The sequence below is a fragment of the Halogeometricum pallidum JCM 14848 genome (assembly GCF_000337095.1).
In the GTDB taxonomy this organism is placed as follows: domain Archaea; phylum Halobacteriota; class Halobacteria; order Halobacteriales; family Haloferacaceae; genus Halogeometricum; species Halogeometricum pallidum.
In genome coordinates this window covers 145,474-159,768 of sequence record NZ_AOIV01000021.1, presented here as the reverse complement: position 1 = coordinate 159,768, position 14,295 = coordinate 145,474, and the positions used below count along the sequence as shown (strand labels likewise).

Annotated in this window: 11 protein-coding genes and 2 pseudogenes; 8 read left to right on the top strand and 5 right to left on the bottom strand. The window is 64.6% G+C overall.

The features are described 5' to 3' along the window. Positions 1-20: 20 nt before the first annotated feature. The 6 genes and pseudogenes from C474_RS08845 to C474_RS08825 all read left to right on the top strand — a co-directional run. Positions 21-1,088 (top strand): annotated as a pseudogene (locus C474_RS08845) (two-component system sensor histidine kinase NtrB); the annotation flags it as partial. Positions 1,089-1,125: 37 nt separating this feature from the next. Next, positions 1,126-1,298: pseudogene (locus C474_RS21440) on the top strand (TFIIB-type zinc ribbon-containing protein); the annotation flags it as partial. A gap of 56 nt (positions 1,299-1,354) precedes the next feature. After that, positions 1,355-2,446 carry a D-xylose 1-dehydrogenase Gfo6 gene (gene gfo6 / locus C474_RS08840; RefSeq protein ID WP_008385988.1) on the top strand — a complete coding sequence of 364 codons (1,092 nt, stop codon included), beginning with the start codon at positions 1,355-1,357 and terminating at the stop codon, positions 2,444-2,446. 201 nt (positions 2,447-2,647) lie between these two features. Beyond that, positions 2,648-2,926 (top strand): hypothetical protein, encoded by a 279-nt coding sequence (locus tag C474_RS08835; RefSeq protein ID WP_008385985.1) that lies wholly within the window; start codon positions 2,648-2,650, stop codon positions 2,924-2,926. Between the two features lie 131 nt (positions 2,927-3,057). Next, on the top strand, positions 3,058-3,930 hold the full coding sequence (locus C474_RS08830) for a universal stress protein (RefSeq protein ID WP_049916868.1): 873 nt from the start codon (positions 3,058-3,060) through the stop codon (positions 3,928-3,930). Then, positions 3,927-5,132 carry an inorganic phosphate transporter gene (locus C474_RS08825; protein WP_049916867.1) on the top strand — a complete coding sequence of 402 codons (1,206 nt, stop codon included), beginning with the start codon at positions 3,927-3,929 and terminating at the stop codon, positions 5,130-5,132. Before C474_RS08830 ends, C474_RS08825 begins: the two co-directional genes overlap by 4 nt. Here C474_RS08825 and C474_RS08820 read toward each other — a convergent pair whose 3' ends face one another. The 4 genes from C474_RS08820 to C474_RS08805 form a co-directional block, all read right to left on the bottom strand. Continuing rightward, on the bottom strand, positions 5,133-5,564 hold the full coding sequence (locus C474_RS08820; protein ID WP_008385979.1) for a universal stress protein: 432 nt from the start codon (positions 5,562-5,564) through the stop codon (positions 5,133-5,135). A 99-nt stretch (positions 5,565-5,663) separates the two neighbouring features. Next, a complete protein-coding gene (locus C474_RS08815; protein ID WP_008385977.1) occupies positions 5,664-5,864 on the bottom strand; it encodes a DUF7576 family protein in 201 nt (66 codons plus the stop codon). Between the two features lie 127 nt (positions 5,865-5,991). Continuing rightward, entirely contained in the window at positions 5,992-6,321 is a 330-nt protein-coding gene (locus tag C474_RS08810) for a HalOD1 output domain-containing protein (RefSeq protein ID WP_049916866.1), read from the bottom strand. An 87-nt stretch (positions 6,322-6,408) separates the two neighbouring features. Beyond that, positions 6,409-9,624 (bottom strand): bacterio-opsin activator domain-containing protein, encoded by a 3,216-nt coding sequence (locus C474_RS08805; protein ID WP_008385974.1) that lies wholly within the window; start codon positions 9,622-9,624, stop codon positions 6,409-6,411. A gap of 315 nt (positions 9,625-9,939) precedes the next feature. Here C474_RS08805 and C474_RS08800 point away from each other — a divergent pair, with 315 nt between their 5' ends. Then, entirely contained in the window at positions 9,940-10,410 is a 471-nt protein-coding gene (locus C474_RS08800) for a hypothetical protein (RefSeq protein WP_008385972.1), read from the top strand. Between the two features lie 164 nt (positions 10,411-10,574). Here C474_RS08800 and C474_RS08795 read toward each other — a convergent pair whose 3' ends face one another. Next, positions 10,575-12,749 (bottom strand): heavy metal translocating P-type ATPase, encoded by a 2,175-nt coding sequence (locus C474_RS08795; protein WP_008385970.1) that lies wholly within the window; start codon positions 12,747-12,749, stop codon positions 10,575-10,577. Between the two features lie 470 nt (positions 12,750-13,219). Here C474_RS08795 and C474_RS08790 point away from each other — a divergent pair, with 470 nt between their 5' ends. Then, positions 13,220-13,528 carry a hypothetical protein gene (locus C474_RS08790; protein ID WP_008385968.1) on the top strand — a complete coding sequence of 103 codons (309 nt, stop codon included), beginning with the start codon at positions 13,220-13,222 and terminating at the stop codon, positions 13,526-13,528. Positions 13,529-14,295: the final 767 nt, after the last annotated feature.

Genomic DNA, 14,295 nt, shown 5'->3' with positions numbered 1-14,295 from the left:
TACTCGGTGAGCCGACAATCGAAGACGGTGAGGTGGTCCAACTGCGCGGCGCGGTGCAGGACATCACCGACCACAAGCATCACGAAGAGCGCCTCCGGAAAACCTCCTCACGGCTCGAAGCGCTCTACGAGAACTCCCCGGACATGATCGACGTACTCGATCCGGACGGAACGATACTCGACGTGAATAGTCGTTTTTGCGAAGAGTTAGGCTACGAGAAAGACGACGTGATCGGCAGACCGATCTGGCAGATCGATCGGATGGCCGAACCAGCGGACGTGCAGGCGCTGCTTGCAAACTTCACGGCCGGTGAGCGTCGAAAGTTCGAGGGTCGGTACGAACGGACGAACGGCTCGACGTTTCCCGTTGAAGTCCACCTCCTCCGGCTCGAACTCCACGAGCAGGATCGGTTCCTGGCGATCAGCCGGGATATCACCGCCCGTAAGCAACGCGAGCAGGCACTCCAACGCCAGAACGACCAACTGGAAGAGTTTGCCAGCGTCGTCAGCCACGATCTCCGGAACCCGCTCAACGTCGCGGAGGGGTACTTGGAACTCCTGCGCGAGGAGTGCGACAGCGAACAACTCGAGTCGGTCGACCGCGCGCTCGCGCGGATGGACACACTCATCGAAGATTTGCTGACGCTGGCTCAGCAAGGCGACCGGATATGCGAGACGGAATCGGTCACCCTCGCGGAGTTGTCTGCGCAGTGCTGGCGGAACGTCGAGACGGCCGACGCGACGATTCGGACTCCCGTCGACGGGACGATTCAGGCCGATCGAAGCCGTCTCACGCAACTGCTGGAGAACCTCTATCGAAACGCTGTCGAACACGGCGGTACGGAGGTGACAGTCACCGTTGGGAGGCTGGACGACGGCTTCTACGTGGAGGATGACGGTCCGGGAATTTCCGAAGACGACCGCGAGGACATCTTCGACGCCGGGTACTCGACCTCGACGGAGGGGACTGGTTTCGGGCTCTCGATCATCAAAGAGGTGGTCGATGGACACGGGTGGAGCATCCGTGTGGCGGACGGAACAGAGGGGGGCGCGCGATTCGAGATCACGGGCGTCGAGTTCGTAGACTGACGGGGACACGATCCGACTGAACGATCGTTGATCAAGATGCGAAGACTGCGGACTCGTCATCGAGGAGCGACGAATCGACTACGGACCGGAGTGGCGGACGTTCGACGGCGGTGAGTCCTCCAGTACACGAACGGGGCACCGCTCACCGTCGTACGTCGCGACCGCGGTCTCTTGACCGAAGTCGGACGCCGGCGAGACGAGAGTGGCTCTCACGACTCATCTCCGCTCGGTACCGGTTGTTTCCTCGTACGTGAGGATTATCTGTTATGGACCTCGAACCCTTGCTCATGGAGTTCAACCTCGACAGTTTCAGTGCTCGCGACTGGGAGCGCCCAACGAACGCCGACCCGGTCCGATTCGCCATGGTCGGACTCGGGTGGTGGACGCGCGAGCAAGCGATTCCCGCCGTCGAAAACGCGGACTATTGCGCGACGACGGTCTTGGTCAGTTCCAGTACCGAAAAGGCTGAGGAGGTCGCGGCTGATCTCGAGGGGGTCGAGGAAACGCTCACCTACGAGGAGTACGCCGACGGCGCGGCGACCGACGCCTACGACGCGGTGTACGTCTGTACGCCGAACGGACTCCACCGCGACCACGTTGAAGCCGCAGCGACGCACGAGAAGGCGGTCCTCTGCGAGAAGCCCCTGGAAGCGACCGTCGAGGACGCCCAGGCGTCCGTCGACGCCTGCCGGGAGGCGGATGTCCCGTTGATGGTCGCCTACCGAGTCCAGACCGAACCGGTGGCCCGCCGCGCCCGAGAACTGATTCGGGACGGCGCCATCGGAGATGTCGTGTCGATACTCGGGCACATGTCGGACACGATACTCGATTCCGTCGACGAAACGAGCTGGCGGTTCGACCCCGAGCTATCCGGCGGGACGACGCTCAACGATATCGGAATCTACCCGCTGAACACGATCCGGTTCATCCTGGAGGAGGACCCCCAGGCGGTGTACGCCCGGACGGAGTCCGAACAGTCGGCCTACGAGGGAACCGACGAGCACGCGGCGTTCCAGCTAGAGTTCCCCGACGGCAAACTCGCCTCGTGTACGGTCACGCACAGCGCGACGGTAACCTCGAGCCTCCGGTTCGTCGGTACTGAAGGCGAACTGAGCATCGAGGGGCTGTTCTTCCCGAACACCCGGAAGGTGCTCCGGGTGTCCGGACCAGATATCGAGGGCGAGTATCGACCGGAACCGGTCGACCAGATGCGCGAGGAGTTCGACTACTTCGCCAACCATCTCCGGCGCGGTCTCGACTTTGAAGCCGACGGCGAGCACGGGATGGTCGACATGCGCGCTGTCCGCGCCCTCTACGACTCCGCCGAGCGGGGACGACGCGTCGAACTCGATCTGTAACTGCGAACGGGAACTCCGAAGAGCCTCGCTCTTCCGGAGACGACGGAGTCGGCCCTCTTCGGTCCGGATTTTCACGAGGGGTCCCCACAGCGCCGGAGGCACGAGGCCCCCGACGAAGTAAAAAAAAAGTTTCACCGAACCGTTCGTAGCACCCCGTACGCTGGCGCAACCGCTTTTCGGGACGGCGCCTTAGGTGACCGTATGGACTATTCGGACTCCTATCGGCGCGAGGTCACCGCGAAGGTCGAATCCGGCTGGAAGATCGAAGAAGAGACCCAAGATCGAGCCACGCTCGTCCGGCGCGAGTTCGGCAATCCGGGAATCCACCTCGTCATCGCCATCCTGACGATTTGGTGGGCGATGGGTGTTCCAAACCTGCTGTACGCCGCATACCGGTACTTCACCGGCAGCCAGCGCACCATCATCTGGAAGGACCGGACCGACGCTGACGCGGACGAACCGGCGACGCGTGTGGAGTAACACGCCACGACGCCGCCGGAAATTCTGTTTCGGACGGTGAGACGGCGTTCGCCCCGTCGCCGTGCGGACATCAATTCCGAGAGCCGTCGCCAGCGCGAATGCTTTTGCCCGGACGGGTAGAAGTCTATTCGATGCATCACCCGAGGTCGGACAGGCCCGTACTGGTCGGAGTCGATAACTTGGATACCGTCCAGCAGCTGGTTCGTACCGCCGGCGACCTCGCCTCCCTCGGGTCGGGCACGGTGCGACTCGTGACAGTCGCGGTGAAACGGTCGGACTCCCCGTTCAGGGTGTTCAACGACGAGACTATCGTCCGGGAGTTCGCCGACAGCAGCCACGAGCTGCTCGACCGGGCGACCACACCAGAGGACGTCGCCGTCGAACGCGGCGTACTCGTCGCACGGTCGGCCACGAAGGGGCTGCTCGCAGCGGTCGAAGAGACCGACCCAGCCGCGCTCGTCGTCGGCTGGCGGGCACAGGAACGGCGAACCGACGCCGTCTTCGGGACGACCGTCGACGCGCTCGTCGAGCGCGCACCCTGCGACCTGTACGTCGAGCGGGTCGGCCACGAGGCGAACGGCGTCGACTCCGTCCTCCTCCCGGTCGCGGGCGGCCCGCACGTCGAGACCGCCGCCCGGGCGGCGACCGCTATCGCCGCCCGGAACGACGCCCGCGTGCTCGTGTTCTCGGTCGAGACATCCGGCGACGCCGCGTCGTTTGTCGCCGAGGGACGCGACGCGCTGGCCGACGTTGACGGGCCCGACGTGCCGGTCGAGACGGCGGTTCGGGAGAGCGACGACGTGACCGACGCACTCGTCACCGAGGCGGCCGCCCACGACGTGGTCGTGCTGGGGGCGACTCGGAAGGGCGCTCTCCGGCGGAACCTCGCCGGGTCGGTCCCCCGGAAGTTCGTCGACCGGACCGACCGGACGGTAATCCTCGCGCGGAACGGCGACGTGGTGGACGGTCCGCTACGCGGCCTCGGGCGGTTGCTCCGACGATGACAGGGCTCGTGTTCTGGGTCCTCGTCGCCCTCGCGACGGTCACCAGCTTCGCCACGGCGTGGGCGCTCGGTGCGAACAGTAACTCGCCGCCGTTCGCCCCTGCAATCGGCGCGAACGCCGTCTCGACGATGCGAGCCGCCTTCCTCATCGGTATCCTCGCCGCACTGGGTGCGCTCACGCAGGGCGGAAGTATCTCCGAGACCGTCGGGTCGGGACTCATCGACGGCGTCGCATTCACCTCGTTGGCGGCGACCACCGGACTCCTGACCGCCACCGCCTTCATGGCGTTCGGTATCTACACCGGCTATCCGGTTCCGGCCGCGTTTGCGACCACGGGTGCGATGATCGGAGTCGGACTGTCGCTCGGCGGCTCCCCGGCGTTCGAAACCTACCAGCGCATCGCGACGTTCTGGGTGCTCGTGCCGCCCGTTTCCGGCGGACTCGCGTACCTCACGGCCAAGCTTTTGCGCCGCGACGACATCCCGGAGACGGTGGCGATTCCCGTGCTGGCGAGCGTCGTCGGCGGCATCGTCGCGAACATCCAGTTGAGTATCATCCCCTCTCCGACCGGCGCGGCCCAGGAGTCGGTAGCCGGATTCGTCTCGGGCACCGTCCCGGTCCTGACCGTCGCCGGCGTCGACATCGCCACCGTGGTCGTGACGCTGCTCTTCGCCGCCGTGAGCTTCCAGTACATCCGGCGGCGAACCCAGGCGTCCGTCGACAAGGGGATCAAGACGTTTCTCGTCGTGCTCGGAAGCGTCGTCGCGTTCTCCAGCGGCGGCAGTCAGGTGGGGCTGGCGACCGGGCCGCTGGAGAACCTCTACCGGGCCGAATTGGGGCTGCCGGCGATCGGACTGCTGGCGCTCGGTGCGACCGGTATCCTCAGCGGCGCGTGGATGGGCGCACCGCGTCTGCTCCAAGCGACGTCCCGCGAGTACGCACAGCTCGGTATCCGGCGCTCCATCGCCGCGTTGGTGCCCGGGTTCGTCATCGCACAGGTCGCCATCGCACTCGGCATCCCGATCTCGTTCAACAACATCATCATCTCCGGCGTGATCGGTGGCGGACTCGCCGGTGGCTCCGCGGGCGTCTCGCGCCGGAAAATCGGCGTCACCCTGGGGTTCTGGTTCATCACGCTCGGGATGTCGATCGTGATCGGTTTCGGGCTCTACCGGCTCTTCGCCGCGGTGCTCGGGACGTAGTCACTTGACGACCGTCACCGTCACGGAGGCCTTCCCGACGACGGCCGAAGCGACGGTCCCGAGCAGACGACGACTGAGCGCGTTCCGGTCGCCGCCGTGTCCGCCCATGACGACGTGGTCGACCTCGTGCGCGTCGACGTATGCGAGGATGGTCTCCGCGGGGTCGCCGGTTTCGACCGCGGTGGTAACGCTTCGGCCCGCCTCCTCCACCCGTCGTTTCGTGTCTGCGACCAGGTCGTCGGCTCGCTCGTGAGCGGCCGTCTCTCGGGAAGCGTCCGCCTCGATGACACCCCCCTCGCTCATCGCGCTATCGAGCGGGGTCACCACGTTCAACACCGTCACCGGACAGTCGAATGTGGCGAGCGCGTGTGCCAGCGCGTCGTCTGCGAGCGGCGACCCGTCCAACGGGACGAGGACGTGTGACGGTTCCATACGTACCCTCCGGCGCCGAGACACAAGTATATCGACGGTAGTTCACGGTACGCCACGATACCGCTGCGGAACTATCTTTATCGACTGAGTACCGGTTGTTCAGGACGTCTCCCCCTCTTCCACCCCCTCAGACTCGTCGAGCCAGGCCTCCTTACACCCGTCACTACAAAACGAGTACAGTCGCAGTTCGCCGTCCGAATCACGCTCCTTTTCCATGGGATACCAGTCGCTCGTCTCGATCGGGTTGCCGCAGCGGTCGCAGCGAGTACTAGCCTCCGTACAGAGGATGAACATGGGCATCTGATGACCACTATCTCTCTAAGTATCTCTTTCCGCAGTTGGTACGTCCCCGGTGCGGCGGTGTCGACCATCGTGGGGCCGTCCATCTCGGAGGCAGCCACTGATTGGCCTACTGCGAGCCTCGCCTTTACCTTCGAGAATCATCGTCCTTGTCCGTCTGATCGACCGCGATCGAACGCTCGGTGACACCCGTTGACTTGCTCACGGTGACTTTCTTGGCACGGACAACGACGGTACAACCCTCGTATTGGAACTCGACAGTCAGGGAGCGGGGCGATTGAGCCCACTTTGTCCGATAGATGTCATTCAGCGCATCGGGATCAATCACGTCGAAGAGCGGATCGAGATCGGTCGGCTCGATGCCGTTGGCCTCAGCGACGGCCGCAATGACGGTCTCGGTAACCGTGCGGTCGCGGGCGGCCCGCGTACCGACATCAGTGGTGATGCGTGACTCCATACTACTCTGCAGGCGAGAAACGGGCATAGGGCTGGCTTCGACGTATGTAGCGTCCGGGGGCGCACCTACTACATATGTAGAATGCAGTCACTCGGGCGGTAGTGACGCCTGGTCGAACAGTCGCGCGAAGAGCTTCCGCTCGGCTGTTCGGAGGTGTCTGTTGAACGTGGGTTGGGTAATCCCGAGTGACTCGGCGACTTCCTCTCCCGTTCGGTCACGGGGCCATTCGAAGTAGCCGCTTAGATAGGCCGTCTGAAGCACTTCGCGCTGTCGGTCGGTGAAGTCGCCGGTGAGGGGGCCAGGCACCTCGCCGCCGGGCCACCCGCGGCGCTCGACTTCGCGCCGAGCGACGAGGTCGGTCTCCGGGAATCGCTCGTCTACTCGGTCGACGAACGTCCGTACGTCGATCGTTCCCGGAAGTTCGACGACGACGCGGGCGCCGGTCGCAGAGACTGTGATGGTGTGAGCGGTCGCTCCCGCCGTCGCCAGCACCGACGGAACCGTTTCCCCCGTCACGAGGAGTTCGAAGCGGTGTCCGGCCGCCGATTCGTCGGCATCGGAGAGGCGAGCGACGGTCTTGACCCGCGTCGAATCAGTTGCGGCGGCCGCGAACACGTCTGGCGGACATTCTCGGACGGTGACGAAGACGCGAGTTCCTCCCTCCTGTTGTGGGATCGTGCCGTGCACGTCGAGTTCGCTCCCTGTCTCGGTCGCGAGGGCCGCAAGCGCCGTCCCGGCGTCTCGAATCGTCAGCCTGAGCTCGACGACGCTATCGCTCAGAAGGCCCCGTCGCGTCTCGACCGCGTTGAGCGCGTTTGCGATCGTTTCGCCGAGTTCGGCCAAGACCTCGCGCGTGAGCGTATCGAACGCTTCTGTCTCGCCGGCGTACACTGTCAGGACGCCGTAGTCCACACCATCGTACCGGATCGGGAGGCTGAGTGCCGAGTGAAGGCCACTCGCGAGAGCGGTTTTTCGCCACTGATGCTCGCGCAACCTCTCGGCGACGTTCGGGACGTAGGAAACCTCGCCCGTCTCCGCAGTCGACAGCGCGGGCTCGCCCGTCTCCGCCTCGAGACGGAAATCAACCTCGTCGAGGTATCCTCGAGCGTCGCCGGCCCACGTCTGCGGCGTAAGCTGGCCGTCGTCGACGTCGCCGATCCACGCGAACGCGAAGCGGTCGTCGCGCGTCAGCCGCTCGCAGACGGCTTTCTCGATCTCGTCGGCCGTCGTCGCACGAACGAGTACCTGGTCGATCTCTCGGATGATGTCGTTGACTCGGTTGAGCTCGTGCAGTCGGCGGTTCCTGGCGGCGAGCTCTCGTTCCTGATCGTGGAGCGCCTCCTCGCGCTCGATTCGGTCGAACGTCGCTTCTGCCGTGGCCGCTAGGTGATCCGCGACTTCCTGCGTCTGGTCCGGAAGACCGGCGACCGCAGTCGAGACGATCGCGAGGACGCCGTGGTCACCGATCGGGAGCCAGACCCCGCTGCGGACGGGGACGTCCGCCAGGGTCGGGTCGTCAGCCTCGTCCACGTCGTCGAACTGGCGGGATTCGCCGTTCACAAAGGATTGCCACGCTATCGACGGGTCGCCGGGGCTGATAACGGGTAGATCGCCACCCAGCGCCTCGATGCCGTCAGTAACGACGGCGGGGTTGAGGCTGTTGTTCGTGTCGTCGAACAGGTAGACGATCACTCCGTCGACGTCGAACACGTCGGCTGCCGCCGCCGCCGTTCGCTCACTCGCTTCGACGAGCGACTCTGCCCCGATTAGGTCACGGCTCACCTCGTGCAAGCGCGTGAGCGTTCGTTCGAGACGCTTCCGTTCAGTGATGTCCAGTGCGGCACAGGTGAGTCCGACGACCTCGCCCGATTCGTCTCGCAGCGGTTCGACCGTCAGGTCGTAGGTGACCGTCCCGCTGGGCAGTTCGTAGGTGTATTCTCCGCGGACGCCCTCGCCGGTTTCGAGGACTTGGCGCTTGGGTTCGAGTATCACCTCGGCCGCGTCTTCGGGGAGGAGTTCGTCGTCGCGCTTGCCGATTACACTCGCCGGGTCGAAGTCGATGTGCGGACTGCTGAGCCACGTATAGCGGAGGTCAGTGTCTAGCCGAAACGCGGCGAACGGAGAGTTCTCCAGCGCGAGCTGGAAGTGCTCTTTCTCCGTGCGGAGTTCACGTTCGAGCTCCTTTCGGTCGGTGACGTCTTCGACGACGCCGACGGCGCGGACAGGGTCTCCCTCGGCGTCGTAGTAGAACTCGCCGTTGGCCGCGATCCAACTCTGTTCGCCGTCGGCGCGAACGATCCGGCACTCGAACGACCACTCGCCGGTCTCGAACGCCGCCTCGAAACTTTCCTCGACGGCGTCGCGGTCGCCGGGGTGGACGTGCTCGAGGAAGCGCTCGAAGCTCCAGTCGTCGAGTGGTTCGTCGTATCCGAAGATGCGGTCGTGCTGTGGCGACCTGCGCGGGGCGGTCTCGCTCCGCAGGTCGAGTTCCCAGGTACCGTGCCCACCGGCTTCGAGCACGAGTCGCAGACGATCGTCGGTCCGTCTGAGCTGGCGCTCCTTCTCGCCGAACGTCGTGCTCACCTTCGTGAGGGTCCGTGCGGTATCGAGCATCCGGTCGACCTGCCGATCGGGTGGTTCCGGGCTACCGAGTGCTGCCGGCGGCGTGAAATGAACGTTGGGAGCGACGCCGGCGTCCGTCACGAGATACGGATGGGCGCGCACGATATCCCGAATGAGCGATGCCGAAAAGGTACCGCGGTCATACTGACAGAACGCGACGACGTTCGAGTCCGCACACACGTCGGTGAGCGCTCGTTCGTAGTCGACGAGTTCTTCGCGCGATGGGTCGTCGCGACAGACCGAGCCAACGTCGGCGACGATTCGAGCGGTCTCACCGTCATCGATTTTCCCGATAGCCCGCTCGACGTATTCGGCCAGACAAGTCGGCTGAGATGGCTTCGGAGCCGCAATCTCGGTCTTCGGGTAGAAGTGCAGCATCCCCGTCTCCAGCGCTGTACCGACGTCGGCGCCGGTGTCCCGGAGGCGAGACTCGAACGCTTCGCGCTCGCTGGCATCGACGAGTGCGATGACGCGTTCGTCCTGCTCGATCCCCTGGACGGCAAACTGAATCACTTCCGGGGAGGCGGTCGCCGAATCCGCAACGACGGTGACGAAGTGACCGAAGGGGCGTTCGTGACCATCGACTGAGCCGAGGGGGTGGCTGTCTCGACGTAGCGCTCGGATCACCGAGGCGATATCTGCTCCGACGGGAGTCGCTTCTCGCTCGTCCAGCCGCGTCATTGAGCCAGAAAGACCATCCAGTAACTTACGTTGTCTGGCTAGGTGACGAGCCCACTCGGATTGTCGGGGCAGCGGTCGTCGCGCTTACATCACCGGAGGCGACTCGTCACAGACGACAGAAGTAGCCACGAAGCGTCGGGCGTTGGCCCTTCGACCGACGGTTGGCCGGGACCCGATATACGCTCTCTATTCGGCACGGCTGCTGAGAGCCATAATTGATTGAGTATCGTCAGCGTCCGACCGTGGCGGAGACGTCACCGTCCGTCGTGACCGTCAGAAGCTGTCGTAAAGCCACCTCCGAGTGTAGTCACTCCCATGGACGTCCCCGAACTGTCCCTCCGACGGCTCGCTCGCGGCGCTGCTGCACTCGCCTGCCTCGTCGGCGGGTACAACTTCCTCTCGCTGATGGGCGCGTTCGGTCCCGTCTCCTGTTGGACGGGATACACCGCCAGCGGCTCGGCTTCCAGCAACGGCACCGAAACGACGACCACTCCGACGATCAGTCGTGGTTGCGAGTCCGGAATCGACGTTCTGCTCGGAGCCGGAGGACCGCCGGGCGGCGGCAACGCTTCAGTGCTATTCTCGTGGGCGGTCGTCCTGCTCGTCCTCGTCGCCCTCGGCGGCTACAGCGCGTGGACCGGCCGTCGATACGTCACGTGGGCCACCGTCGTTGCCGGCGTCGCGATTACCGTCATCGGCGTCTTCAGTATCGGCTGGTACTTTCTGCTCCCGACGCTTTTCCTGTCGGTCGCCGCGCTCGCACTGTCCGTTCGGCCCCGGAACTAGTAACGACCGTTTCGGACCGATCGCTCGATGCGTACGCATCCGCATGGTACTCCTCGCGCGACCGTGGAGACTCCCGAAACTTGCTCCCACGGCTCGACCACCGGTCGTTGGGACCCGCGCACCGTCCAGAACGGAGAACCCGAACCCTTCCCGCGCGCCCGCCCTCAGCGATAGCTCAGCAGACGGAGTCCGTTCAACGAGACGAGCACGGTCGAGCCTTCGTGGCCGACGACGGCGAGCGGCAGCGGAATCCCGCGCAGGAGAATCGCGGCCACCATCAGCGCGATGGCACCGAACGCGATGGCGAGGTTGACCGTGAGCGTCCGACGGGTCTTCCGTCCCAGCCTGAGGACGTACGGGATCTTGCCGAGGTCGTCACCCATCAGTACGACGTCGGCGGTTTCGAGCGCGACGTCCGTTCCCGCACCGCCCATCGCGACACCGAGGGTGGCCGTCGCGAGTGCGGGGGCGTCGTTGACGCCGTCCCCGACCATCGCGACGCTCCCGTAGCGACTCACCAGTTCCTCGATGGTCGTCACTTTCTCCTCCGGCAGGAGCTCCGCCTGGACTTCGTCGACTCCGACCTCGTCGGCGATTCGCCGCGCCACGCCTTCGTTGTCGCCGGTCAGCATCACGACCCGCTCCACACCGAGTGACCGCAACTCCGCGACCATCTCGGCGGCCCCCGGACGGAGCGTGTCGGTGAACGCGAGCCATCCGAGCACGCGAACGACCCCGTTCGTCTCCCGAGCGACGAGGACGCTCGTTTTGCCCTCCGCCTCGAGCGACGCTAACCGGTCGACGCCGCGCTCGAACCCGTCTATCTCTGCGTCCGCGAGCGTCGTCTCGAAGTAACTCCGATTTCCGATGTGCACCCTCGCGTCTCCGACCGTCGCTCGAACACCCTTCCCGGCAGCCGCCCGAAATCCGGTGGCGTCGGCGACGTCGAGCGACCGCTCCGCCGCCGCCGCGACGGTCGCCTTCGCCAGGTGATGCTCAGAGCGGGCTTGAACGGCCGCAGCGAGCGCCAGCAGTTCGTCTTCGGTCGCCACCTCGTCCCGTCGGTCGTCGACGGCCACGTCGGTCAACTGCGTGTCCCCCGCCGTGAGCGTCCCCGTCTTGTCGAACGCCACCGCGTCGACGGTCGCCGCCGTCTCGACGTGTTCACCGCCTTTGAACAGGACGCCCTGCCGCCCGCCCGAGGCGATCGCCGACAGCACCGCGGCGGGCGTCGAGATGACGACCGCACACGGTGAGGCGGCGACCATGAGCGTCATCGCCCGGTAGAACGTACTCGCGAACTCGCCGCCGAGCGCGAGCGGGACGGCGATCGCCGCGACCGTGAGTCCGAACACCCCTAGGACGTAGGGCTGTTCGAGCCGGTCGATGAGTCGCTGGGTGGGCGCCTTCTCGCTCTGGGCGCGCTCGACCATGTGGATGAGACGCGCGATGGCCGACTCGTGAGCCTGCCGCGTGACCTCGACCTCCAGGCTTCCGCTCTCGTTTATCGTCCCGCCGAACACCTCGTCGCCGGGTGTTTTCGTAACCGGCACCGACTCGCCGGTGAGCGATGCTTGGTCCACCGCACTCTCCCCGGATCGGACGACGCCGTCGAGCGGAATCCGATCGCCGGGTCGGAGGACGAACACGTCACCGACCTCGACCTCGTCGATGGGCAGGGCGACCTCCGCGCCGTCGCGGAGCACCTGTGCCGATTCCGGCCGCATCTCGACGAGAGACCTGATCGCGCGCCGGGAGCGCCCGATGGCGTAGTGCTGTAGCGTATTCGAAAGCGAGAACAAGAAGAGGAGCATCGCGCCCTCGAAGGGTGCGCCGATGGAGAGCGCGCCGAGTGCAGCGACGATCATCAGCAGGTCGATGTCGACGGCCCGGTGGCGGAGCGTCTCGACGGCTCCCTTGAGCCCGTACCATCCACCGAAGACGTACGCGACACCGTAGCCCGCCCACAGCAGGAGTTGCGGGCCGTTGCGCCATCCCGTCACCAGGCCGATACCCATCCCGGCGAGGGTCAGTACGACGAAGGCGGCTTCTCGTCGCAGGTCCGCCCGCGTCCGTACGTCGTCCGTATCCGGTTCCGTCTCGTCTCGTACGGTGACGTTGTGATCACGAACCAGTCGCTCGAGATCGTCTCTGGTGATGGCGCTTTGGTCGTAGGAGATACGAACGCTGCCGGTCCGGAACGAGACGTCCGCCTCGTAGACTCCCGGCGTTGCTTCGAGCGTCCGTGCGACAGCCACCGCTCCGGCTTCGCCGCGACCACCCCGCCGTTCGATGGAGAGCGTACACGTCGCCGGTGGGATTTCTTCAGGTTGTTCCATATCGTCGTGGACTCACTGCCGTCTCTGGCATCGTGACACGTCGGTCTTCCCGGAGTCGATTCAGGAGTCGCGGCGTCGGATTCCTATCCGGACAGGAGGTCTCTCAGTGGTGTTCGATACGGCCGCGCAAAACGTCATCGGATGGCGGTCACCGGCTGTCGGTCGTTTCGCATCACCCGCTGGTTGATCACGCGGACCGTTGTCCCGATGCTCAGAACGTCCAGTGGTCCGACGTCATCGAGACGCTGCCTCCCCGTCTGGCCGATCTCGAAGAGCGTATCGAGACGTCGTGAGAGCGGCGGTAGTCGGAGGAACTCGTAGTTCTTTGGCGCCGTCGAGTCGGGTTCGTCGGGGAGAGACTGATGTCGGGGTTGAGGAGGCGACGCGAATGCGATTGCGGGGGTCGATACGAGTGTGCGGAGTGGCGGTGGTCCACGTGGCTTTTGTCGACACCGACCGAGACAGGGCGTATGGGTGTGACGAAACACGACATTCGAAACGGGATTCGCGGTGGCGTCGGGCGGTTCAAGCGAGACGTCACGGCGCCGTTCACGAAAGAGGAACTCGGGGCGCTCTGTGCGACACTGGATATCACCACGACGGAGACTCCGACCGAGTCGACACAGAAGATGCGTCAACAGATCCGCGTTGCCGTCGGCCTCACAGAGGATATCGACGCGGCGGACGAGGGCAACTTCTCGAAAGACGAACTCGAGGTGATCGCTGCGGCGATCGGCGTCGACCCCGTGGCCGGTGACGAACCCGACCCGCTGTTCTGAGCGACCGCGGACGGCGATGGGACGGCAATCGCGTCCGCCAACCCGTTCTTCGAGCGGAACGTAGTCTCACCGGGTCCCAGGCGCCTGAATCGGACGGTAGAGGCTGTGCGAGGAACACCGGTACGATGGTGGATAGGGGCTTGCGTCCGGGCCTACGACCGCGCGGACTACGGCTTCACTTACTGATCGTTCGGGGCCCCAACCACGTTGCGTGTCGGCGTCAATATCCTTTCCAATCCGTGCGCGATTCTATCTACGGCCGCTCATACGGGAGTACAGCGGGGAATCCGATACGAAACAAGATGAGTGAGGACGGTATCAGAAGCATATCGCTCTACAAGACCTCACTCATATCTCAGCTCCGAGAAACGTATCCTTCGCTCTCCAGTCCGAAGAGATGAGTACGACGCAAAGATTCCGCCAGGGGTTTCAGGCTACTTTGACCCGTACCCAGTCCCCGCAACCGTTGCACTTCAGAATTTTAACCTGCTGTTCAGGTGGGTGCCCACCATCTGTGATCACCCTCTGATCGGGGGGTGATGACTTGAGTGTCGCCGTGACCCGGTGTTGGCGTGCGCCCCCACACGTCGAGCAGGACATCACTGTCGATTCCGCAGTTTCCGGTATATTCGTTGATTGACCCATCCAATCCCCATTTAGTAGAATGATGAAGGAGCATTTAGCAGTTTCGCATTCTTACCATTCGAATGGGTAAATTACGGATCTCGACCATGATTTAAAACAGACTATGTGATTTGACTACGGGA